Raw genomic sequence first — 21,961 nt, 5'->3', positions numbered from 1 at the left:
CCTCAGAAGGTGACGCCGGCGCTCAGGATGACATTCGCATACGGAGAACACTCTCCGCTGCGAATGACCGCCTGGCTGCACTGCGTCTGTTGTTTGAACTGTTCATGACTGATGTAACGGACGGTGATGCTATTCCCCTGGTGCTGTTGCAACGCTTCGAGCACGGCGAGCAGCTGGCTGTGAAGCTGCGGATTATGTTCTTTTATCTCCTCCGCAATCAGGGCGCTTTCTACCTGCATCTCCTGTGTGACTACCTCCACAACCTGTAAAAATCCGGGCGTACCGGGCGTTAACGCCAGGTCAATACGCCGGGGGCCGTGCGGAACAGGCAGGCCCGCGTCCGCAATAGTCAGCGTATTGGTATGCCCGAGGCGGGCAATCACATGAGAGAGTTCAGCGTGTAACAGGCGACCTTTTTTCATTTCATCCACTCCACAGCGAAACGTTTCGCTGTGGAGCAGTGTATAAAAGCAGCATAGTAACGCAATGACACCATCACGGAAGTGTGATCGCCATCGAAACGTTTCGCTGTCGGCCGGAAAAATTTGGGTAAGGGAGTACAGAGAGGCAGGGAGCAGGATGATATGGGCCCATCAGAATGAATGAAGCCACTCAGGCAGTGGCTTCACAACAGAGTTATGGCAGTTTGCGAACCTGTTTCACATCAAGCTCAGTGGCATTGAAATCTTTATCCAGCTCGCCCGTCAGTTCGACGCGATCTTTTGGCGTAATGGTCACGCCGTTCCAGCGCTTGTGGTCAATTTCCACTTTCATGGTGCCGCTGCTGTCGCGGAACAGATAATCTTCATCGCCAGTCTGCTTTTCCAGCGTCCCGCGCACGGTGATCCAGCTGTCATCTTTCATCTCTTCAGCCTGTTTTACCGTCACGACGCTGGCTTCGCCCGCTTTAAAACCGCCCGCCTGATTACTTTGTGCGGCTGGCGCAGCGGGATCCATAAAGCCGCCCTGCGGCGCAGCAAGTACCGGTGCGGTGGCCAGGGCAATCAGGGTCAGTAACGCGATACGTGTTTTCATTAGTTACCTCATTTCTGTGAACAGGTGGAATATCAGCAGTAGACCAGAGAGTTCTTAACAGGATCTTAAGGAGCGCTGTTTTTTACCGTTGCGTGAAAAATAGCTGAAAATCGCGCTGCTGGCCTGTACAAGCCCGGACGGGCTTCGTATAACTCGCCTGTAGCCGGGGGAGAGCACAATGCGAATTCTGTTGATTGAAGATGACACGCTGATTGGCGACGGGCTGAAGGTTGGCCTGACAAAACTGGGATTCAGCGTCGACTGGTTTATATCCGGTGAGGCCGGATGTCAGGCGCTGAGCGCAGCGCCCTGGGATGCAGTGGTGCTGGATCTGTCGCTGCCGGAACGCGACGGGCTGGAGATCCTGCGCCAGTGGCGCGCTGCAGGCGCGGATATTCCGGTGCTGATCCTCACCGCGCGCGACGCACTGGACCAGCGCGTACAGGGTTTACAGCTGGGTGCCGATGACTATCTCTGCAAACCGTTCGCACTGACTGAAGTGGCTGCGCGACTGCAGGCGCTGATCCGCCGCCGGCATGGCCAGCTGCAGCCTGAGCTGCGGCACGGCAATGTTGTCATGCAGCCCGCCAGCCACAGCGTTCTGCTCAATGGCGAACCGCTTGAACTGAAAAGCCGCGAACTGGCGCTGCTGGAGCTGTTTCTGCGACATCCGGCTCAGGTGCTGACGCGCAGCCAGCTTGAAGAGAAGCTTTACAGCTGGGATGACGATGTCTCCAGCAACGCGGTAGAAGTACATATTCATCATCTGCGCAAAAAGCTGGGCAGTCAGTTTATCCGCACCGTGCACGGTATTGGCTATACGCTGGGAGCGGCAGAATGAGCCTGTTTGTGCGCCTGGCAACGGGTTTTGTGCTGCTGATCCTGCTGTGCGGTGCCAGCGCCGGCTGGAGCGCGTGGCAGCAGACGCGCGATACGGTTAATGAACTGTTTGATACCCAGCAGATGCTGTTTGCCAAACGGCTGCTGGCGCTCGACCCCACCAGCCTGCATCACGCGGCATTACCGAAAACCAAAACCCTTTTACGCCATCACCGCGGCGATCAGGATGATGACGCCCTGGCATTTGCGGTGTTCCGCACCGACGGTACGCCGCTGCTCAACGACGGCGAGAACGGGCGCGGGTTATCGTTCGATACGCGACGCGACGGCTTTCGTGACGGGCAGCTGCGTGACGACGATGAGCGCTGGCGTCTGCTCTGGCTGACGTCACCCGATAAACAGTATCGCGTGGTAGTGGGGCAGGAGCAGGAGTACCGGGATGATATGACGCTCGATCTGGCGTCCGCCGCCCTGCTGCCGTGGCTTGTCGCGATGCCGTTTATGCTGCTGCTGCTGCTCTTGCTGGTGTGGTATGAACTGCGGCCGCTGAAGCAGCTGGCGCACCGGCTGCAGCAGCGTGCGCCGGATGACGCGACCACGCTGCCGGTTACGCATCTGCCGCGTGAGGTACAGCCGCTGGTAGCGGCGCTCAACGATCTCTTCGGACGCACGGCGCAGCTGGTACAGCGCGAGCGTCGCTTCACCTCCGATGCCGCCCATGAACTGCGCAGCCCGCTGGCTGCCCTGCGCGTGCAAAGTGAGGTGATCCAGCTGGCCGAAGATGATGAGCAGGTGCGACGGCGGGCGCTGCAGCAGCTCGATAGCGGTATTATCCGTGCAACCCGGCTGGTGGATCAGCTGCTGACGCTGTCGCGCGTTGAAGCGGACGATCTGCGCAGTGAATTTCAGCCGGTCGCGCTGCTCCCGCTGCTGCAGGCGCTGGTCGCTGAACATCTGCCGCAGGCCGCCGCGCAGCAGACAGAGATAACACTGACCAGCGATGCCGCGCCGGTGATGAACGGTCATCCGCTGCTGCTGGGCCTGATGATACGTAATCTGCTGGATAATGCGCTGCGCTATGCGCCGGCACAGAGCCGGATAGCGCTGCGGCTGGAGACGGACAGCATAGTGGTTGAAGACAATGGTGCGGGCGTATCGGACGAGCAGCTGGCGCGGCTCGGCGAACGCTTCTGGCGTCCGCCCGGCCAGGCACAGAGCGGCAGCGGCCTGGGGCTGTCGATTGTGAAAAATATTGCGCAGCTGCACGATCTGCAGCTGCACTTCAGTCACGCCGTGCCGCAGGGGCTGCGCATCACGCTAATCCGGCAACGCAGCGGCGCTAAATCTCGACCTGCGTACCCAGCTCGATAACACGGTTAGGCGGGATTTCAAACTGATCCGGCGCGCGCAGCGCGTTACGCTGCAGCGTCAGGAACAGTTTGCCGCGCAGGCGCAGATACCAGGGCCGCTTACCGATGATCAGCGATTCATGCGACATAAAGAATGAGGTCTCCATCATCCGGCAGTTAAGCCCCTCCAGCCCGCAGCGGTGAAAAATCTCCTCTACGTTTGGCGTCTCGCGCCAGCCGTAGCTCGCCACCACGCGCCAGAACGTAGGCGACAGCTGTTCAATGGTGACCCGGCGTACGTTATGCACATAGGGTGAATCTTCCGTACGCAGCGTCAGCAGCACCACGCGCTCATGCAGCACTTTGTTATGCTTGAGGTTATGCAGCATCGCGAAAGGGATCACGTTCAGCGCACGCGACATATATACCGCCGTACCCGATACGCGTACCGGCGGTGATTTCTCCAGTGAAGCGATCATCGCATCGAGCGAATTGCCGTGCTCATGCATGCGGCGCAGCAGACGAAAGCGCTCACTTTTCCAGGTCGTCATGATGATGAACATCATCAGCGCCAGCGTCAGCGGCAGCCAGCCGCCGGAGAATACTTTGATCAGGTTAGCGGAGAACAGCGACACATCAATGCAGAGCATCGCGGCCAGCATCAGCATGACCAGATAGCGATTCCAGTGCCAGTTCTGAATCGCCACCGTGGCGCAGAGGATCGCCGTCAGCACCATAGTGCCGGTCACGGCAATGCCGTAGGCCGCCGCCAGATTACTGGAGTGCTCAAAACCAACAATCACAATCACCACCGCGGCGTAGAGCAGCCAGTTAATGACCGGAATGTAGATCTGTCCTGACTCCTCTTCAGAGGTGTGAACAATGCGCATCGGCGGCAGATAACCGAGCCGCACCGCCTGACGCGTCAGGGAAAAGACGCCGGAGATCACCGCCTGTGAGGCGATAACCGTCGCCAGCGTAGCGAGCAGCAGCATCGGGATCAGCATCCAGTCCGGTGCCAGCAGGAAAAACGGGTTCTTTATCGCTTCCGGATGCGCCAGCAGCAGCGCACCCTGGCCAAAATAGTTCAGCACCAGCGAAGGCAGCACCACCACAAACCACGCCAGACGGATCGGAAATTTGCCGAAGTGTCCCATGTCCGCATAAAGCGCTTCGACGCCGGTGATCGCCAGTACCACCGCACCCAGCGCAAAAAAGGAGACCGACTTATACTGAACAAAGAAGTGCAGCGCCCAGTAAGGATTCATCGCGTGCAGTACATCAGGATTATTCAGGATGCTGCGCGCGCCCAGCACGGCCAGCACCAGAAACCATACCAGCATAACCGGCGCAAACAGCTTGCCTACGATACCGGTGCCCTGTTTCTGGATTATAAACAGCAGCGTCAGCACGGCGATCGCCAGCGGGACGATCCAGGTGTCGAGACCGGGCGCGGCAATCTCCAGTCCCTCAATCGCTGAGAGCACGGATACGGCCGGGGTGATCACCACCTCACCATAAAAGAAGCTGCCGCCGATCAGCCCCATGATCACCAGAACGGCTGTGGCACGCGCGCCGGTGTGACGACCCGCGAGCGACATCAGCGTCAGAATTCCGCCTTCACCCGCATTGTCCGCGCGCATGACGTAACTGATATATTTCAGCGAAACCACCAGAATCAGCAGCCAGAAGATCAGCGATAAAAAGCCGAATACCGCTTCGCGTTCAACGCCAAAGCCGAACTGGCCGGAAAGGCATTCACGTAAGGTATACAGCGGGCTGGTGCCAATGTCGCCATAGACCACGCCGATTGCAGCCAGCGTGACGGCGCTAAGAGACTGTTTCTTATCCGAGCTCATAGGGTGTCTTGTGTTGGAGCCGTTGCGACTCAGGCCATCAAAAAGCGCACAGTATGCACATAATTGGCAGAAACCAACAGACAGCGCTGATGATAATACGCAGCGTACTCTGCTTTTTCGCCGAAAATCCTGCAGAAAACGGGCTGAAAACCGCACGTTGTGCTGCCACAACCTTCTGAAACAAAAAAGCTGACGGCTATCAACGCATTCAAGCATGATAAACAGTAGAGTATTGCGCTCGCCAGACCGTAACGGCACCAGGTTCAGAAGGACAATGATGTGATTATGGCTCAACCCCATCTGTTGGCAGAAAGAATTTCCCGACTGAGTAATGCGCTGGAAAAAGGGCTGTATGAACGGCACCATGCCATTCGCCTCTGCCTGCTGGCAGCGTTAAGCGGCGAAAGCGTTTTTCTGCTCGGCCCGCCCGGCATTGCCAAAAGCCTAATTGCCCGTCGCCTTAAATATGCTTTCCAGCACGCCCGTGCGTTTGAATATCTGATGACCCGTTTCTCCACGCCGGAAGAGGTGTTTGGCCCGCTGTCGATTCAGGCACTGAAAGATGAGGGCCGCTATCAGCGTCTGACCAGAGGCTATCTGCCGGATGCGGAGATCGTCTTTCTGGATGAGATCTGGAAAGCGGGTCCGGCCATTCTGAACACGCTGCTGACCGCCATTAACGAACGCCGCTTCCGGAACGGCGACTGCGAAGAGGCGATCCCGATGCGTCTGCTGGTGACCGCCTCAAACGAGCTGCCGGAAGCTGACAGCGGCCTTGAAGCGCTCTATGACCGCATGCTTATCCGCCTGTGGCTCGATAACGTACATGAGAAGCAAAATTTTCGCAGCATGCTGACCCACCAGCAGGATGAGAACGTCAATCCGGTCGCGGAGTCGCTCTGCATCAGCGATGAAGAGTATCTGCAGTGGCAAAAGGGCATCAGTCAGGTAAAGCTGCCTGACGATGTGTTTGAGCTTATCTATCAGCTGCGTCAGCAGCTGGAAAACCTGCCGGATGCGCCCTACATCTCTGACCGTCGCTGGAAAAAAGCGATTCATCTGCTGCAGGCCAGCGCCTTTTACAGCGGGCGCACGGCGATTGCGCCTATCGATCTGGTTCTGCTCAAAGATTGCCTCTGGCACGACATCGCTTCGATGACGCTGCTGGACCGGGAAATGGATGCGCTGATGACGCAGCACGCCTGGCAGCAGCAGGCGATGCTGCACCGGCTGCAGCAGATCAATGCGCAGCGTCTGGCACTGCAGCAGCAGCAGAGCGTGGCGCAGGCGCTGACGCTGGAGAAACACAGCGGCATGTTCAGCCGTAAGCCACATTATGAGCTGCCGGAGTCGGTTGCCGGCGAACAGCTGACCCTGATGCTGCAGCAGCCGCTGACGCTGCACGATATGCAGGTCAGCCATATAGTGGTAAGCCGTGAGGCCCTGGTACAGTGGCTGCTGAAAGGCGGAGATATACGCGGCAAGCTGAACGGCATCGGCTTTGCACAGTCACTCGATCTGGTGGTCGATACCCATCACTGCCTGACGCTACGCGATGTCAGCCTGCAGTCTGCGCGCCTGACGCTGCCCGGAGCGGCGAGCCTGCAGGCGCTGCCGCCGGAAATCGTTGATGAATATGATGCGCTTGAGGCCCGCCTGCGGGCGCAGCGGGCGCTGTTCAGCCAGCATCAGCGCTGCCTGTTTATCAGCGATGACTGGCTGGCACGCATTGAGACCAGCCTGCAGGATGTCGCCGAGCAGCTGAAACAGGCGCGGAAATGATCTCGCTGGAGACGCTCAGCACACTGCTCTCAATTGGTGAAACGGAGCTGATTGATGAGCTGATTCTGGCGCTGCTGGCCACACCGCAGCTGACGCTGTTTTTCGAAAAATTTCCCCGCATGAAGCAGGCGATGCTGCGCGATCTGCCGCGCTGGCGCGCTGAAATCGCCGGGCAGATGAGATCGACGCCCGTGCCCGCCGTGCTGGCGCAGGAGTTTCAGCTGTTTGAGCGGTTACAGCTGCTCAGCAGCCGTGATTTCAGCGCTCAGCTGCCGCACCTCCTTGAGCAGCTGCAGAAGCTGCCATCCCCTTTTCTCACCGAAGCCAGGATGCTGCTGCAGCGTAATGAAGGCCCGGAACTGAGCAACGCGCAGCACCGGCTGTTCCTGCAGCGCTGGCGACTGAGCCTGACGCTGCAGACGCTGACGCTGAATGAAACGTTGCTGGAGGCGCAGCGTGAACGGCTGCTGGCGGAACTGCAGCAGCGTATGGCGCTGAGCGGCCAGCTGGCGCCGGTGCTGAGCGATGAAGATGAGGCCGCCGCCGGCCGGCTGTGGGATCTCAGCAAAGCCTCGCTGCAGCCAGGCGACTACACACTAATTGTGCAATATGGTGCGTTTCTGGCGCAGCAGCCGGAGCTGATGCAGCTGGCGCAGCAGTTAGGCCGCAGCCGCGAAGCCAAATCGGTGCCGTCACGCGATGCGCCGCTGGAAGCGTTTCATCAGCTGGTGCATGAGCCAGATAACGTGCCGGAAGAGGTCAGCGGCATTCATCAGAGCGATGATGTGCTGCGCCTGCTGCCGCCGGAACTGGCCGCGCTCAGTATCAGTGAACTGGAGCTGGAATTTTACCGGCGTCTGGTAGAAAAACGCCTGCTGACCTATCGCCTGCAGGGTGATGCCTGGCACGAAAAAACCGCGCTGCGGCCGGTGAGCCATCAGCAGCATGAAACAGAGCCGCGCGGTCCGTTTATTGTCTGCGTGGATACGTCCGGCTCTATGGGCGGGTTTAATGAACGCTGCGCCAAGGCCTTTTGCCTTGCGCTGCTGAAAATCGCCCTGGCAGATCGGCGTCGCTGCTACATTATGCTGTTTGCCCATGAGGTGGTCGGCTATGAGCTGACCGCCGATAACGGCATTGAACAGGCGATTCGTTTCCTCAGCCAGCGTTTTCGCGGCGGTACCGATCTGACGGCCTGCCTGAGTGCCGTGGTGCAGCGCATGGAAGGCAGCCAGTGGCAGGAGGCAGACGCGGTGATCGTGTCGGACTTTATCGCCCAGCGCCTGCCGGAAGAGCTGATTAAGACCATAAAGCAGCGACAGCGGATGCAGCAGCAGCGGTTTCACGCCGTGGCGATGTCAGCGCATGGCAAACCCGGCATTCTGCGCATCTTCGATCATATCTGGCGCTTCGATACCGGGCTGAAAAGCCGCCTGCTGCGTCGCTGGACGCGCTGATTCATCTGACAGACACGCCTGTTTGCTATAGTGAATGACCCGCTGTGTTTATTCAGCTTTATGGAGTTCACTGTGACAATCGCCGATCTGCCCTGCCAGCTGCCTGCTCCGACCCGCACCCTGCGCCTTTCCGGTGGCACTGCTGAAGAGAAACGTGCCGAACTGCTCGCCTATTTCACTCAGACCTGGACGCTGTATGAAAGCCTGTTCGACTGCCTGAGCGATGAGCGCGCCTGGTTTAATAAAGCGATTTCGCTGCGCCATCCGCTGATTTTCTATTTTGGCCATACCGCATCTTTCTATATCAACAAGCTGATGGCTGGACGCTATCTCGATCGCCGTGTTGACGCGCGCATTGAGGCGATGATGGCGATTGGTGTGGATGAGATGAGCTGGGACGATCTCAATGACGCCCACTACGACTGGCCCGGTGTGGCAGAAGTGCGCGACTACCGCGGCAAAGTGAAAGCGCTGGTGACTGATTTTATCCGTACGATGCCGCTTGAGCTGCCGATCGGCTGGGAGAGTCCGGCCTGGGTGATCCTGATGGGCATTGAGCATGAGCGCATCCATCTGGAAACCTCCAGCGTGCTGATCCGCCAGCTGCCGCTGGAGTGGGTGCAGCCGCAGCCCGTCTGGCCTGCCTGCCCGCTGGCGCGTCACGATCGCGCCGCGGTGCCGGAAAACAGTCTGATTGCGCTGGCGGGTGGATCGGTGCTGCAGGGAAAAACGGATGAGACTTATGGCTGGGACAATGAGTATGGCCATCAGAAAACCGAGCTCGGCCCCTTCCAGGCCAGCAAAATGCTGGTCAGCAACGCGGAGTTTTATCAGTTTGTCGCTGCCGGTGGCTATCAGACGGCGCGCTGGTGGGATGAAGAGGGAGAGGGCTGGCGGACATTTGCCGGGGCGCAGATGCCTGCTTTCTGGGTCGGTGATATCACCCAACCTGACGCGCTGCGCCTGCGCCTGATGACGCAGGAAGTCCCGATGCCGTGGGACTGGCCGGCTGAAGTTAATCAGCTGGAAGCGGCCGCCTTCTGCCGCTGGCTGGCAGACAAAAGCGGTAAGACAATTCAGCTGCCATGTGAGGCGGAATATATGCTGCTGCGCGAACAGGTCAGCGGCGATCAGCCAGACTGGGAGCAGGCACCCGGTAATATCAATCTCGCGTACTGGGCCTCCTCCTGTCCGGTGGATCATTTTTCCCAGGGCGCGTTCTTTGATCTGGTGGGGAACGTCTGGCAGTGGACCACCACGCCCATCAATGGCTTTGAAGGATTTCGCGTACATCCGCTGTATGACGATTTTTCCACGCCTACCTTTGACGGCAAGCATGCCATCATCAAAGGCGGCAGCTGGATCTCAACCGGTAATGAGGCGTTAAAATCGTCGCGCTACGCGTTTCGCCGCCACTTTTTCCAGCATGCCGGCTTCCGTTACGTGGTGTCAGCGCATCAGGAGAGTATGCAGCTTAACCCGTATGAAACCGACGGCATGGTGTCGCAGTATCTCGATTTCCAGTACGGGCCTGGCTACTACGGCGTGGAAAATTATGCCGAAAAACTGATTGAGCTGGTGCTGCCGCACTGCCATCAGCGCGAGCATGCGCTGGATATCGGCTGTGCCACCGGTCGCGCCAGCTTTGCTCTGGCGCGTCACTTTGCTGCCGTTACCGGCATGGACTACTCCGCACGCTTTATCGACGTGGCGCTGCAGCTCACCTCCGGTGAGGATTTCCGCTACGTGGTACCGGAGGAGGGCGAGCTGGTGGCGTATCGCCAGGTGCGCCTGAAGGAGATCGGCACGGACCGGCAGCAGGCGGAGCGGATCCAATTCGTTCAGGGTGACGCCTGCAACCTGAAGCCGCAGCCGGATCGGTACGATCTGGTGCTGGCCGCCAATCTGATTGATCGTCTGCGTCAGCCAAAGCGTTTCCTGCAGGATATCGCACCGATGATCCGTCAGGGCGGCGTGCTGGCGATCTCTTCACCTTACACCTGGCTTGAGGAGTTCACGCCGAAAGAGAACTGGCTGGGCGGTATCCGCGAAAACGGCGAAGCGCTGACCACCTGCCAGGCACTGCAGCGCCTTCTGCGCGACGAGTTTGATGAAATCGCGCCGCCGCAGGATGTTCCCTTTGTGATCCGCGAAACCGCACGCAAGTTTCAGCATACTCAGGCGCAGCTTACGCTCTGGCGTAAGCGCTAAAAGCGTGCAGACTGCGGCATGCCCGCAGTCTGCATCTTGCCTGCCCCGCTAAATTCCTGCACATTCACCTCTGTTCAGCGAAGACGAATTTAAGAGGAAGGATGATGGCAGAACATCTGCAACTGGATAATCTCGACCGCGGCATACTCAATGCGCTGCTGGAGAACGCCCGCACGGCTTACGCAGAGCTGGCAAAGCAGTTCAATGTCAGCCCCGGCACTATTCATGTCCGCGTTGAGAAAATGCGTCAGGCCGGCATTATTCTCGGTACGCGCGTGGAAATCGATCCACGCCAGCTGGGATTCGATGTTTGCTGCTTTATTGGCATCATTCTGAAGAGCGCACGAGACTATCCGGCAGCGCTCAGCAAGCTTGAAGCGCTGGATGAGGTGGTTGAAGCCTGGTATACCACCGGTCACTACAGCATCTTTATTAAGGTCATGTGCCGATCTATCGATGCGCTGCAGCAGGTGCTGATCAACAAGATCCAGACTATTGATGAGATCCAGTCCACTGAGACGCTGATCTCGCTGCAAAACCCGATCATGCGTACCATCAAGCCCTGAACCGCACCAGCCTGTGCATAAAGTTATGCAGCAGCGATCCGGCGCGGTATCCGGTTTGTCGGCGGATGCTTTCTTTTATTAACCCTGTTTTCCACAGGTGGATCACGGCTTGATCACAGCGTACAATGCCTGCCTTTAGTGCGGGAGACGATCATGGCTGATATTACCTTAATCACCGGCAGTACCCTTGGCAGTGCCGAATATGTCGCAGAACATTTAGAAGAGAAGCTGCAGGATGCGGGCTTCAAAACCAGCGTACTGCACGGCCCGGCGCTTGATGAGGTGCCTGATTCGGGTATCTGGCTGGTGGTAACGTCCACACACGGCGCCGGTGAATTGCCGGACAATCTGCTGCCCTTTTATGAGGCGCTGCAGACTGAAAAGCCCGATCTTTCCGCCGTGCGCTTTGGCGCAGCAGGCATCGGCAACCGCGAATACGATCTTTTCTGTGGCGCAATAAAAACCCTGGAGGCTCAGCTGATCGCGCTGGGCGCAACGCGCATCGGGGAACGGCTGGAAATCGACATGCTTGAGCATGAAATACCGGAAGATGCCGCTGAAGCCTGGGTCGCTGGCTGGATTGAGCAGATCTGACGGATCATAACCGGCAGGGGATCGGGAAATAGTGACGATCCCCAGACGATTACACTGTATTTCTTCCGGATCCTTCCGATCTACTGTGGATAAACCAGCCTGAATCATGCGTATAACCGGTAGTTATCCCAAGAATAACCGCTGATGCTTTTTTCATCTGTGGATAACCAGCAAAGTTGATCCCAGCTTATCTGGATCAGGATCACCGATCTTTCACAGCAAACGATCCTTCCCAGGCTGATGTAAAATAACGGGTTTGCCACGTTATCCACAGAAACCGGCGATCCTAATAAGAGATCTAACAAGAAGATCATATAAAAGAGTAAAGATCCTTTCTATAAACACGCAGGATCCGCCGCTTTCGCCTGAACCATAATTTCAGTAGAATCCACCGCCCAGGGCAACGATCCCTGTCTGAACTTTAACGAGGACCCACTTCATGTTTTATCCAGATCCTTTTGACGTCATCGTAATCGGTGGTGGTCATGCGGGTACCGAAGCCGCTATGGCGGCCGCCCGAATGGGTCAGCAGACGCTGTTACTCACGCATAACATCGACACGCTGGGACAGATGTCCTGCAATCCGGCAATCGGTGGTATCGGGAAAGGACACCTGGTAAAGGAAGTGGACGCCCTCGGCGGCCTGATGGCCACGGCAATCGATCAGGCAGGTATCCAGTTTAGGATACTAAACGCCAGCAAAGGTCCGGCGGTGCGCGCTACGCGTGCTCAGGCAGACCGTGTACTGTACCGCCAGGCGGTACGCACCGCGCTGGAGAACCAGCCCAACCTGATGATCTTCCAGCAGGCGGTTGACGATCTGATCGTCGAAAACGATCGGGTGGTAGGTGCCGTCACGCAGATGGGACTAAAATTCCGGGCTAAAACCGTGGTGCTGACCGTTGGCACCTTCCTCGATGGCAAAATTCATATCGGTCTTGATAATTACAGCGGTGGACGCGCCGGCGATCCGCCTTCTGTTCCGCTGGCAAAACGGCTGCGGGCGCTGCCGCTGCGCGTCAACCGTCTCAAGACCGGTACGCCACCGCGCATTGACGCGCGTTCGATCGATTTCTCTGTACTGACGCCACAGCACGGTGATACGCCGATGCCGGTGTTCTCGTTTATGGGCAGCGTGGCACAGCATCCGCAGCAGGTTCCCTGCTGGATCACCTATACCAACGAACAGACGCATGATGTGATCCGTAATAATCTCGATCGCAGCCCGATGTATGCGGGCGTCATTGAGGGGATTGGTCCGCGTTACTGCCCATCTATCGAAGATAAAGTGATGCGCTTTGCCGATCGCAACGCCCACCAGATCTTCCTGGAGCCGGAAGGGCTGACCAGCAATGAAATTTACCCGAACGGAATTTCAACCAGTCTGCCTTTTGATGTACAGATGCAGATTGTCCGTTCAATGAAAGGGCTGGAGAACGCCACCATTGTGCGCCCTGGCTATGCTATCGAGTACGATTTCTTCGATCCGCGCGATCTGAAACCCACGCTGGAGAGCAAGTTTATCCACGGTCTCTTCTTTGCCGGCCAGATCAACGGCACCACCGGTTATGAAGAAGCGGCAGCCCAGGGACTGCTGGCTGGCCTTAACGCTGCACGGCAGTCTGCGGACAAAGAGGGCTGGGCACCGCGCCGCGATCAGGCTTATCTCGGCGTGCTGGTCGACGACCTCTGCACGCTGGGTACCAAAGAGCCATACCGCATGTTTACCTCCCGCGCTGAGTATCGTCTGATGCTGCGCGAAGATAATGCCGATCTGCGTCTGACTGAAACGGGCCGTGAGCTGGGACTGGTCGATGATGCGCGCTGGGCGCGCTATAACCAGAAGCTGGAGGCGATTGAGCAGGAGCGCCAGCGTCTGCGCAGCCTGTGGGTGCATCCGAAGTCAGAGAATGTGGCTGACGTAAACAGCATCATCAGCGCACCGCTGACAAAAGAAGCCAGCGCAGAGGATCTGCTGCGTCGTCCGGAGATGACCTATGCCCGACTGATGACGCTGGCGGACTATGGTCCGGCACTGTCTGATGAACAGGCAGCCGAGCAGGTTGAAATTCAGGTTAAATATGAGGGTTACATTGCGCGTCAGCAGGAGGAGATAGATCGCCAGCTGCGCAATGAGAATACGCTGCTGCCTGTCGATCTCGATTACCGTCAGGTTAATGGCCTGTCAAACGAAGTGATCGCCAAGCTCAACGACCATAAGCCGACCTCTATTGGCCAGGCATCGCGTATTTCCGGCATCACGCCAGCTGCGATCTCAATTCTGCTGATCTATCTCAAAAAACAGGGTCTGCTGCGTAAAAGCGCCTGACTGACCACCGGGGCAGCTTCGACTGCCCCTGTTAACGGAAACCTCGCTGTGATTAACAAACTCTCCCGGCTGCTTGACGCAGCAAATATTTCGCTCTCCGATCAACAAAAACAGCAGCTGGTTGGCTATGTGGAGCTGCTGCATAAGTGGAACAAAGCGTATAACCTGACCTCAGTGCGCGATCCGCATCAAATGCTGGTACGCCATATCCTCGACAGCGTGGTGGTAGAGCCGCATCTGCAGGGGGAGCGCTTTATTGATGTAGGGACCGGACCAGGACTGCCGGGCATTCCTCTGGCCATTGTCCGTCCGCAGGCGCATTTTACGCTGCTGGACAGCCTGGGTAAGCGGGTTCGTTTTCTGCGTCAGGTACAGCATGAGTTAGGACTCACTAACATTACTCCGGTCCAGAGCCGGGTTGAAGAGTTCCCGGCAGATCCACCGTTTGATGGTGTCATCAGCCGGGCATTTGCCTCACTGGAAGATATGCTGACCTGGTGCCGCGCATTGCCCGGAACGCATGGACGCTTTTATGCGCTGAAAGGCGTGCGTCCGGATGAGGAGATCGCTTCGCTGCCAGCAGGCTTTAGCGTAGAAAAAATTGAAGCCTTGCGCGTTCCTGAACTGGAAGGCGAGCGTCATCTTGTGGTGATTTCGCAGCAATAAGCCTGCAAAAAGCAGGGTTTTATTCAGCTTCTGGCAGCGGAACCATCGTCAGGGCTGAATAAAAAAACAGCGGTTGAACGCGCGGTGACAAACGCTTTTATTCGGCAGGGGAGGGGAAAGGCGTTAACATCCTTCGCCGTAATTATCCGAAAAGCGTTGTTACATTTAACGATTAATTCACATTTTATTGCCACTAATGTCACATGATAACCGCTGTTTTCTGCTTTCGATTATCACGCAGGGAAATATGACGCGGCAATAAATCGGCGGGCGTAATATTATTATTTCGATTTTAATTCTTTCCGCAGTGTCAACCGGATGTTTTTATCGGAAAAGAGTGAGCTGAAGCAGATTTAAATTTATAACACCATGATTTTAAATGGTTAACATGCCCTGATTATTAGTGCGGATTATGCATTCTGGTAAATTTTTCAGCGTCTGGTTGTTTATTATGTGATCTGCAGCACGCTTTATATCACGCTTTAGCCAGAAAACGGCAACGTCGCTGATGGCTTTCCGGGTTATGAATCTTTGGAAAAATAGCCCTTCAGAAAGAAATTTAAATAATTGTTCACCTTTTCGCTACTTAGCGATTGAAATCGCAGGTGCGGCCCGTATAATTTGCACGGCTTTTGCTGCTTGACTCAAAACGGCAAAGGCAGTCTTATACGACACGCGACATACCCCGTTCGGGGCAGGAGAGTTAAGCGTCATGTCAGTGTCTCTTTACAGTGTGAAATTAGCCCGAGCCGTTCTGGTTGTCCAGCTGGTGACGTTTGTCGTAATCGGTGCGCTGTTTGCCCTGAAAGATGTCACCTGGGGCGCCTCTGCTATCGCGGGTGGTGTGGCAGCCTGGCTGCCAAACATACTGTTCACGTTTTTAGCCTGGCGTCTGCAGGATCAAACACCGGCTAAAGGGCGTGTCGCCTGGAGTTTCGCCCTGGGTGAAGTTCTTAAGGTGTTCGCCACCGTTATTTTTCTCGCTGTGGCGTTGGGTGGGTTCGGAGCGGTCTTCTGGCCACTCGCAATCACCTGGTTATCGGTGCTGGTGGTGCAAATCGTCGCACCGGCTGTAATTAACAACAAAGGGTAAGAGGCATCATGGCCGCAGGAGAAATCTCAACGCCGCAGGAATACATAGGACATCATCTGACGCATCTTCAGATGGACCTGCGTACTTTCGAGCTGGTGAATGCACACGACGCGCCAGCAACATTCTGGACGTTAAACCTGGACTCCATGTTTTTCTCTGTTGCACTGGGAGTATTATTCCTTGTGCTGTTCCGCAGCGTGGCGAAAAGCGTCACCAGCGGCGTGCCAGGGAAAATGCAGGCGGCTATCGAGCTGGTTGTCGGCTTTGTTGATAGCAACGTTCGCGACATGTACCACGGTAAAAGTAAAGTTATCGCCCCGCTGGCTCTGACAATTTTTGTCTGGGTCTTCCTGATGAACTTCATGGATCTGCTGCCTATTGATTTGCTGCCGTTTATCGGTGAGCACTATCTGGGCCTGCCGGCGCTGCGCGTCGTGCCGTCAGCAGACGTGAACATCACGCTATCTATGGCGCTGGGCGTATTTATTTTGATTCTGTTCTACAGCATCAAAATGAAAGGGGTAGGCGGCTTTGCTAAAGAGCTGACTCTGCAGCCTTTTAATCACCCGATCTTCATCCCCATCAACCTGATTCTTGAAGGTGTCAGCCTGCTGTCAAAACCGGTTTCACTCGGTCTGCGACTGTTCGGCAACATGTATGCGGGTGAGCTGATCTTTATCCTGATTGCCGGTCTGCTGCCGTGGTGGTCGCAGTGGGTGCTGAATGTGCCATGGGCCATTTTCCACATCCTGATTATTTCGCTGCAGGCTTTCATTTTCATGGTCCTCACGATTGTCTATCTGTCGATGGCATCTGAAGAACATTGATTTTTTTCTCAACAACTTAAGCATAACTGAAACAAACTGGAGACTGTCATGGAAAACCTGAATATGGATCTGCTGTACATGGCTGCCGCTGTGATGATGGGTCTGGCGGCAATCGGTGCTGCGATCGGTATCGGCATCCTCGGAGGTAAATTCCTGGAAGGCGCAGCGCGTCAGCCGGATCTGATCCCTCTGCTGCGTACGCAGTTCTTTGTTGTAATGGGTCTGGTGGATGCAATCCCGATGATCGCTGTTGGTCTGGGTCTCTACGTGATGTTTGCTGTCGCCTAAAGCCTGTAGCCATTGTTCACTCATGGCACCTGGTGTGATGAGGAACAGATTCTGCCGTTTATCAATGATAGCGGCAGAGCACGTTAACTTAATAAGAGGCATTGTGCTGTGAACATTAACGCAACAATCCTCGGCCAGGCCATCGCGTTCATCCTGTTTGTCGCGTTCTGCATGAAGTACGTATGGCCACCGATCATGGCTGCCATCGAAAAGCGCCAGAAAGAAATTGCTGAAGGCCTTGCTTCTGCTGAACGCGCGAAGAAAGATTTGGATCTCGCGCAGGCCAATGCGACCGACCAGCTGAAAAAAGCGAAGGAAGAAGCTCAGGTCATTATCGAGCAGGCGAACAAACGCCGTGCCCAGATTCTGGACGAAGCCAAAACTGAAGCTGAAACTGAACGTAACCGCATCGTCACTCAGGCGCAGGCAGAAATTGAAGCCGAGCGCTCACGTGCACGTGAAGAGCTGCGTAAACAGGTCGCGTTGCTGGCATTAGCTGGCGCCGAGAAAATCATCGAACGTTCCGTGGATGAAGCTGCTAACAGCGACATCGTTGATAAACTGGTCGCTGAACTGTAAGGAGGGAGGGGCTGATGTCTGATCTGATTACTGTAGCTCGCCCCTACGCCAAAGCAGCTTTTGACTTTGCTGTTGAGCATCAAAGTATCGAACGCTGGCAGACCATGCTGGCGTTTGCCGCAGAAGTGGCTCGCAACGAACAGATGGCAGAAGTACTCTCTGGTGCCTTAGCACCTGAAGCGTTATCTGCCTCTTTCAATGCAGTCTGTGGTGATCAACTTGATGAACACGCTCAGAACCTGATCAAGGTAATGGCGGAGAACGGACGTTTGACAGCGCTTCCAGACGTACTGGAGCAATTTATTCAACTGCGTGACGCTTATGAAGCGACAGCCGAAGTTGATGTAATCTCCGCCAGTGCGCTGAGTGACAGCCAGCTGACCAAAATCAGCACCGCGATGGAAAAACGTCTGTCACGCAAAGTTAAGCTGAATTGCAAAATTGATAAGTCTGTATTGGCAGGTGTGGTTATCCGTGCGGGTGACCTGGTGATTGATGGCAGCGTGCGCGGCCGTCTTGACCGTCTGGCAGACGTCTTGCAGTCTTAAGGGGACTGGAGCATATGCAACTGAATTCCACCGAAATCAGCGAACTGATCAAGCAGCGCATTGCTCAGTTCAATGTCGTGAGTGAAGCTCACAACGAAGGTACTATTGTTTCTGTAAGTGACGGTATCATCCGCGTACATGGCCTGGCCGATGTTATGCAGGGTGAAATGATTGCCCTGCCGGGCAACCGTTACGCTATCGCACTGAACCTCGAGCGCGACTCGGTTGGTGCGGTCGTTATGGGCCCGTACGCTGACCTTGCCGAAGGCATGAAGGTTAAGTGCACCGGTCGTATTCTGGAAGTACCGGTTGGCCGTGGCCTGCTGGGTCGCGTGGTGAACACCCTGGGTGCACCTATCGACGGTAAAGGCGCAATCGACAACGACGGCTTCTCGCCGGTTGAAATGATTGCACCAGGCGTTATCGATCGTCAGTCTGTTGACCAGCCTGTTCAGACTGGTTACAAATCTGTCGATGCGATGATTCCAATCGGCCGTGGCCAGCGTGAGCTGATCATCGGTGACCGTCAGACCGGTAAGACTGCAATGGCTATCGACGCCATCATCAACCAGCGTGATTCAGGCATCAAGTGTGTCTACGTTGCGATTGGTCAGAAAGCGTCAACCATCTCTAACGTGGTTCGCAAGCTGGAAGAGCACGGCGCGCTGGCTAACACCATCGTGGTTGTGGCTTCTGCATCGGAGTCTGCTGCGCTGCAGTACCTGTCTCCGTACGCTGGTTGTGCCATGGGCGAATACTTCCGCGACCGCGGTGAAGATGCGCTGATCGTTTACGATGACCTCTCTAAGCAGGCTATCGCTTACCGTCAGATCTCCCTGCTGCTGCGCCGCCCACCAGGCCGTGAAGCATTCCCGGGCGACGTGTTCTATCTCCACTCTCGTCTGCTGGAGCGTGCATCACGTGTAAGCGCTGACTACGTTGAGCGTTTCACCAACGGTGCTGTGAAAGGCCAGACCGGTTCTCTGACCGCGCTGCCAATCATTGAAACCCAGGCTGGTGACGTTTCTGCGTTCGTTCCGACCAACGTTATCTCGATCACTGATGGTCAGATCTTCCTGGAGTCGAACCTGTTCAACTCCGGTATCCGTCCAGCCGTTAACCCGGGTATCTCCGTATCCCGTGTTGGTGGTGCTGCACAGACCAAGATCATCAAGAAACTGTCCGGTGGTATTCGTACCGCGCTGGCACAGTATCGTGAACTGGCAGCGTTCTCTCAGTTCGCTTCCGATCTGGATGATGCAACGCGTAAACAGCTGAGCCACGGTCAGAAAGTGACCGAGCTGCTGAAACAGAAACAGTATGCGCCAATGTCCGTTGCGCAGCAGGGTCTGGTGCTGTTTGCTGCTGAGCGCGGCTTCCTGAACGACGTTGAACTGGCGAAAATCGGCAGCTTCGAAGCCGCTCTGCTGGCGTACGCCGATCGCGAACACGCTGAGCTGATGGCTGAAATCAACCAGGCGGGTAACTACAACAACGATATCGAAGCGAAGCTGAAAGGCCTGCTCGAAACGTTTAAAGCAACCCAGTCCTGGTAATGTCTGGCGGCTTGTCTGAAAAGACAGGCCGCAAGGCTTTGAGGAGAAGCTAATGGCCGGCGCAAAAGAAATACGTACCAAGATCGGAAGCGTAAAAAATACGCAGAAGATCACCAAAGCGATGGAAATGGTCGCCGCCTCCAAAATGCGTAAAACGCAGGAACGCATGGCGGCCAGCCGTCCGTATGCAGATACCATGCGCAAAGTGATTGGTCACCTTGCACTGGGTAATCTGGAATACAAGCACCCTTACCTGGATGAGCGCGACGTTAAGCGCGTCGGCTACCTGGTCGTTTCGACTGACCGCGGGCTTTGTGGTGGTTTGAACATTAACCTGTTCAAAAAATTGCTGGCTGAAATGAAAGGCTGGGCAGACAAAGGCGTTCAGAGCGATCTGGCGATTGTCGGTTCTAAAGGCGTTTCATTCTTCGGCTCTGTCGGTGGTAACGTCGTGGCTCAGGTTACCGGCATGGGCGATAAGCCTGCGCTGTCCGATCTGATCGGCCCGGTAAAAGTTATGCTGCAGGCCTACGATGAAGGCCGTATCGACAAGCTGTATATCGTCAGCAACAAGTTTAACAACACCATGTCTCAGACTCCGACCATTACCCAACTGCTGCCGTTACCGCCAGCGGAAGGTGAAGAAGAGATGAAGGCGAAGACCTGGGATTACCTGTACGAACCCGATCCGAAGGCGCTGCTCGATACGCTGCTGCGTCGTTATGTCGAATCGCAGGTTTATCAGGGTGTGGTGGAAAACCTGGCCAGTGAGCAGGCCGCGCGTATGGTAGCGATGAAAGCCGCAACCGATAACGGCGGAAACCTGATCAAAGAGCTGCAGTTGGTCTACAACAAAGCTCGTCAGGCCAGCATCACCCAGGAACTTACCGAGATCGTCTCGGGAGCCTCCGCGGTTTAACCAGGCATATATCCTGTCGCCCGAGCGCGGCCGGATATTCTCGTATTAGGTAGAGGATTCAAGATGGCAGCTGGAAAGATTGTCCAGATTATCGGCGCCGTAGTTGACGTCGAATTCCCTCAGGACGCGGTACCACAGGTATACAGCGCTCTCGAGGTTAAGAATGGTGATACTCGTCTGGTGCTGGAAGTTCAGCAGCAGCTGGGTGGTGGCGTAGTACGTACTATCGCCATGGGTTCTTCTGACGGCCTGAAGCGCGGTCTGGAAGTAATCGATCTGAAAAAACCTATTCAGGTTCCGGTTGGTAAAGCGACCCTTGGCCGTATCATGAACGTGCTGGGCGAGCCTATCGACATGAAAGGCGACCTGACAGAAGAAGATGGCAGCGCAGTAGAGGTCTCCTCTATTCACCGCGCCGCGCCTTCCTATGAAGATCAGTCAAACTCGCAGGAACTGCTGGAAACCGGCATCAAGGTTATCGACCTGATGTGTCCGTTCGCTAAGGGCGGTAAAGTCGGTCTGTTCGGTGGTGCGGGCGTAGGTAAAACCGTAAACATGATGGAGCTGATCCGTAACATCGCGGCTGAGCACTCAGGTTATTCGGTCTTTGCTGGTGTGGGTGAGCGTACTCGTGAGGGTAACGACTTCTACCACGAAATGACTGACTCCAACGTTATCGATAAAGTAGCGCTGGTGTATGGCCAGATGAACGAGCCGCCGGGTAACCGTCTGCGCGTAGCACTGACCGGTCTGACCATGGCGGAAAAATTCCGTGATGAAGGTCGTGACGTTCTGCTGTTCATCGACAACATCTACCGTTATACCCTGGCAGGTACTGAAGTATCTGCACTGCTGGGTCGTATGCCATCTGCGGTAGGTTATCAGCCAACGCTGGCTGAAGAGATGGGTGTGCTGCAGGAGCGTATTACCTCCACCAAGACTGGTTCAATCACCTCCGTACAGGCCGTTTACGTTCCTGCGGATGACCTGACTGACCCGTCTCCGGCAACCACCTTTGCTCACTTAGACTCAACGGTTACGCTGAGCCGTCAGATCGCCTCTCTGGGTATCTACCCGGCCGTTGACCCGCTGGACTCTACCAGCCGTCAGCTGGATCCACTGATCGTGGGTCAGGAGCACTATGACGTCGCACGTGGCGTACAGTCACTGCTGCAGCGTTACCAGGAGCTGAAAGACATCATCGCCATTCTCGGTATGGACGAGCTGTCTGAAGAAGATAAACTGCTGGTGGCACGTGCGCGTAAGATCCAGCGCTTCCTGTCTCAGCCATTCTTCGTTGCTGAAGTCTTCACCGGTTCTCCGGGCAAATACGTGACGCTGAAAGATACCATTCGTGGTTTCAAAGGCATCATGGAAGGCGAATTCGACCACCTGCCAGAGCAGGCGTTCTACATGGTCGGCGCTATCGAAGAAGCCGTAGAAAAAGCGAAGAAACTGTAATA

General features: G+C 55.9%; 20 protein-coding genes. 17 read left to right on the top strand and 3 right to left on the bottom strand.

The features are described 5' to 3' along the window. Nucleotides 1-2: 2 nt before the first annotated feature. A complete protein-coding gene (gene rbsD, locus C1Y41_RS16690; RefSeq protein ID WP_104085896.1) occupies nt 3-422 on the bottom strand; it encodes a D-ribose pyranase in 420 nt (139 codons plus the stop codon). Nucleotides 423-636: 214 nt separating this feature from the next. Next, nucleotides 637-1,035, bottom strand: coding sequence for a YgiW/YdeI family stress tolerance OB fold protein (locus tag C1Y41_RS16685; protein WP_094111666.1), 399 nt, complete (start codon nt 1,033-1,035; stop codon nt 637-639). Nucleotides 1,036-1,213: 178 nt separating this feature from the next. Between C1Y41_RS16685 and qseB the strand changes: the two genes are divergently transcribed. Together qseB and qseC are read left to right on the top strand one after the other, a co-directional pair. Beyond that, entirely contained in the window at nt 1,214-1,876 is a 663-nt protein-coding gene (gene qseB, locus C1Y41_RS16680; protein ID WP_071668262.1) for a quorum sensing response regulator transcription factor QseB, read from the top strand. Beyond that, on the top strand, nt 1,873-3,246 hold the full coding sequence (qseC, locus tag C1Y41_RS16675) for a quorum sensing histidine kinase QseC (RefSeq protein WP_104085895.1): 1,374 nt from the start codon (nt 1,873-1,875) through the stop codon (nt 3,244-3,246). The genes qseB and qseC overlap by 4 nt, the downstream gene beginning before the upstream one ends. Here qseC and kup read toward each other — a convergent pair. Next, complete coding sequence (kup, locus tag C1Y41_RS16670; protein WP_039381392.1) at nt 3,215-5,083, bottom strand: low affinity potassium transporter Kup; 1,869 nt, start codon at nt 5,081-5,083, stop codon at nt 3,215-3,217. The two genes, qseC and kup, sit on opposite strands and share 32 nt — an antisense overlap. Nucleotides 5,084-5,368: 285 nt before the next feature. On the opposite strand from kup, the gene ravA reads away from it, so the two are divergent. The 15 genes from ravA (at nt 5,369) to atpD (ending at nt 21,959) form a co-directional block, all read left to right on the top strand. Then, entirely contained in the window at nt 5,369-6,865 is a 1,497-nt protein-coding gene (gene ravA, locus C1Y41_RS16665; protein ID WP_039385671.1) for an ATPase RavA, read from the top strand. Then, complete coding sequence (gene viaA, locus C1Y41_RS16660) at nt 6,862-8,322, top strand: ATPase RavA stimulator ViaA (protein ID WP_104085894.1); 1,461 nt, start codon at nt 6,862-6,864, stop codon at nt 8,320-8,322. Before ravA ends, viaA begins: the two co-directional genes overlap by 4 nt. Nucleotides 8,323-8,394: 72 nt before the next feature. Further along, nucleotides 8,395-10,533, top strand: a complete 2,139-nt coding sequence (gene ovoA / locus C1Y41_RS16655) for a 5-histidylcysteine sulfoxide synthase (protein ID WP_223811799.1) — start codon at nt 8,395-8,397, stop codon at nt 10,531-10,533. 104 nt (nt 10,534-10,637) lie between these two features. Next, nucleotides 10,638-11,099, top strand: a complete 462-nt coding sequence (asnC, locus tag C1Y41_RS16650; RefSeq protein ID WP_039381403.1) for a transcriptional regulator AsnC — start codon at nt 10,638-10,640, stop codon at nt 11,097-11,099. A 153-nt stretch (nt 11,100-11,252) separates the two neighbouring features. Further along, nucleotides 11,253-11,693, top strand: coding sequence for an FMN-binding protein MioC (gene mioC, locus C1Y41_RS16645; protein ID WP_039381406.1), 441 nt, complete (start codon nt 11,253-11,255; stop codon nt 11,691-11,693). A 439-nt stretch (nt 11,694-12,132) separates the two neighbouring features. Beyond that, on the top strand, nt 12,133-14,022 hold the full coding sequence (gene mnmG / locus C1Y41_RS16640; protein ID WP_104085893.1) for a tRNA uridine-5-carboxymethylaminomethyl(34) synthesis enzyme MnmG: 1,890 nt from the start codon (nt 12,133-12,135) through the stop codon (nt 14,020-14,022). 48 nt (nt 14,023-14,070) lie between these two features. Then, nucleotides 14,071-14,688: a 16S rRNA (guanine(527)-N(7))-methyltransferase RsmG gene (gene rsmG, locus C1Y41_RS16635; protein ID WP_071668258.1), complete on the top strand. Its 618-nt coding sequence runs from the start codon at nt 14,071-14,073 to the stop codon at nt 14,686-14,688. A 712-nt stretch (nt 14,689-15,400) separates the two neighbouring features. Next, nucleotides 15,401-15,781: a F0F1 ATP synthase subunit I gene (gene atpI, locus C1Y41_RS16630; RefSeq protein ID WP_039381414.1), complete on the top strand. Its 381-nt coding sequence runs from the start codon at nt 15,401-15,403 to the stop codon at nt 15,779-15,781. Nucleotides 15,782-15,789: 8 nt separating this feature from the next. After that, complete coding sequence (gene atpB, locus C1Y41_RS16625; protein WP_039381416.1) at nt 15,790-16,608, top strand: F0F1 ATP synthase subunit A; 819 nt, start codon at nt 15,790-15,792, stop codon at nt 16,606-16,608. Nucleotides 16,609-16,656: 48 nt separating this feature from the next. After that, nucleotides 16,657-16,896: a F0F1 ATP synthase subunit C gene (gene atpE / locus C1Y41_RS16620; RefSeq protein WP_003849523.1), complete on the top strand. Its 240-nt coding sequence runs from the start codon at nt 16,657-16,659 to the stop codon at nt 16,894-16,896. A 108-nt stretch (nt 16,897-17,004) separates the two neighbouring features. Then, a complete protein-coding gene (gene atpF / locus C1Y41_RS16615) occupies nt 17,005-17,475 on the top strand; it encodes a F0F1 ATP synthase subunit B (RefSeq protein ID WP_039381418.1) in 471 nt (156 codons plus the stop codon). Nucleotides 17,476-17,489: 14 nt separating this feature from the next. Next, the gene (gene atpH, locus C1Y41_RS16610; RefSeq protein WP_039381423.1) at nt 17,490-18,023 is read left to right on the top strand and encodes a F0F1 ATP synthase subunit delta; all 534 of its coding nucleotides are present in this window, start codon (nt 17,490-17,492) and stop codon (nt 18,021-18,023) included. A 14-nt stretch (nt 18,024-18,037) separates the two neighbouring features. Next, nucleotides 18,038-19,579: a F0F1 ATP synthase subunit alpha gene (atpA, locus tag C1Y41_RS16605; RefSeq protein ID WP_039381427.1), complete on the top strand. Its 1,542-nt coding sequence runs from the start codon at nt 18,038-18,040 to the stop codon at nt 19,577-19,579. A 52-nt stretch (nt 19,580-19,631) separates the two neighbouring features. Further along, entirely contained in the window at nt 19,632-20,498 is an 867-nt protein-coding gene (gene atpG / locus C1Y41_RS16600; RefSeq protein WP_039381430.1) for a F0F1 ATP synthase subunit gamma, read from the top strand. Between the two features lie 63 nt (nt 20,499-20,561). Beyond that, entirely contained in the window at nt 20,562-21,959 is a 1,398-nt protein-coding gene (gene atpD / locus C1Y41_RS16595; RefSeq protein WP_065647895.1) for a F0F1 ATP synthase subunit beta, read from the top strand. The last annotated feature ends 2 nt before the right edge of the window (nt 21,960-21,961 follow it).

The sequence above is a fragment of the Pantoea sp. ICBG 1758 genome (assembly GCF_002928325.1).
Taxonomy (GTDB): Bacteria; Pseudomonadota; Gammaproteobacteria; order Enterobacterales; family Enterobacteriaceae; genus Pantoea; species Pantoea eucrina.
Note: the sequence above shows the minus strand (reverse complement) of the source record. Positions and strands in the feature narration are given on the sequence as shown.

Excerpts from the sequence above, each read along its gene's own strand:
- atpB (WP_039381416.1), top strand. The coding sequence starts at position 15,790 with ATGGCCGCAGGAGAAATCTCAACGCCGCAGGAATACATAGGACATCAT.
- ravA (WP_039385671.1), top strand. The coding sequence starts at position 5,369 with ATGGCTCAACCCCATCTGTTGGCAGAAAGAATTTCCCGACTGAGTAAT.
- atpH (WP_039381423.1), top strand. The coding sequence starts at position 17,490 with ATGTCTGATCTGATTACTGTAGCTCGCCCCTACGCCAAAGCAGCTTTT.
- mioC (WP_039381406.1), top strand. The coding sequence starts at position 11,253 with ATGGCTGATATTACCTTAATCACCGGCAGTACCCTTGGCAGTGCCGAA.
- C1Y41_RS16685 (WP_094111666.1), bottom strand. The coding sequence starts at position 1,035 with ATGAAAACACGTATCGCGTTACTGACCCTGATTGCCCTGGCCACCGCA.
- kup (WP_039381392.1), bottom strand. The coding sequence starts at position 5,083 with ATGAGCTCGGATAAGAAACAGTCTCTTAGCGCCGTCACGCTGGCTGCA.
- qseB (WP_071668262.1), top strand. The coding sequence starts at position 1,214 with ATGCGAATTCTGTTGATTGAAGATGACACGCTGATTGGCGACGGGCTG.
- atpA (WP_039381427.1), top strand. The coding sequence starts at position 18,038 with ATGCAACTGAATTCCACCGAAATCAGCGAACTGATCAAGCAGCGCATT.
- asnC (WP_039381403.1), top strand. The coding sequence starts at position 10,638 with ATGGCAGAACATCTGCAACTGGATAATCTCGACCGCGGCATACTCAAT.
- atpD (WP_065647895.1), top strand. The coding sequence starts at position 20,562 with ATGGCAGCTGGAAAGATTGTCCAGATTATCGGCGCCGTAGTTGACGTC.
- mnmG (WP_104085893.1), top strand. The coding sequence starts at position 12,133 with ATGTTTTATCCAGATCCTTTTGACGTCATCGTAATCGGTGGTGGTCAT.
- atpE (WP_003849523.1), top strand. The coding sequence starts at position 16,657 with ATGGAAAACCTGAATATGGATCTGCTGTACATGGCTGCCGCTGTGATG.
- atpG (WP_039381430.1), top strand. The coding sequence starts at position 19,632 with ATGGCCGGCGCAAAAGAAATACGTACCAAGATCGGAAGCGTAAAAAAT.
- rbsD (WP_104085896.1), bottom strand. The coding sequence starts at position 422 with ATGAAAAAAGGTCGCCTGTTACACGCTGAACTCTCTCATGTGATTGCC.
- atpI (WP_039381414.1), top strand. The coding sequence starts at position 15,401 with ATGTCAGTGTCTCTTTACAGTGTGAAATTAGCCCGAGCCGTTCTGGTT.
- viaA (WP_104085894.1), top strand. The coding sequence starts at position 6,862 with ATGATCTCGCTGGAGACGCTCAGCACACTGCTCTCAATTGGTGAAACG.
- qseC (WP_104085895.1), top strand. The coding sequence starts at position 1,873 with ATGAGCCTGTTTGTGCGCCTGGCAACGGGTTTTGTGCTGCTGATCCTG.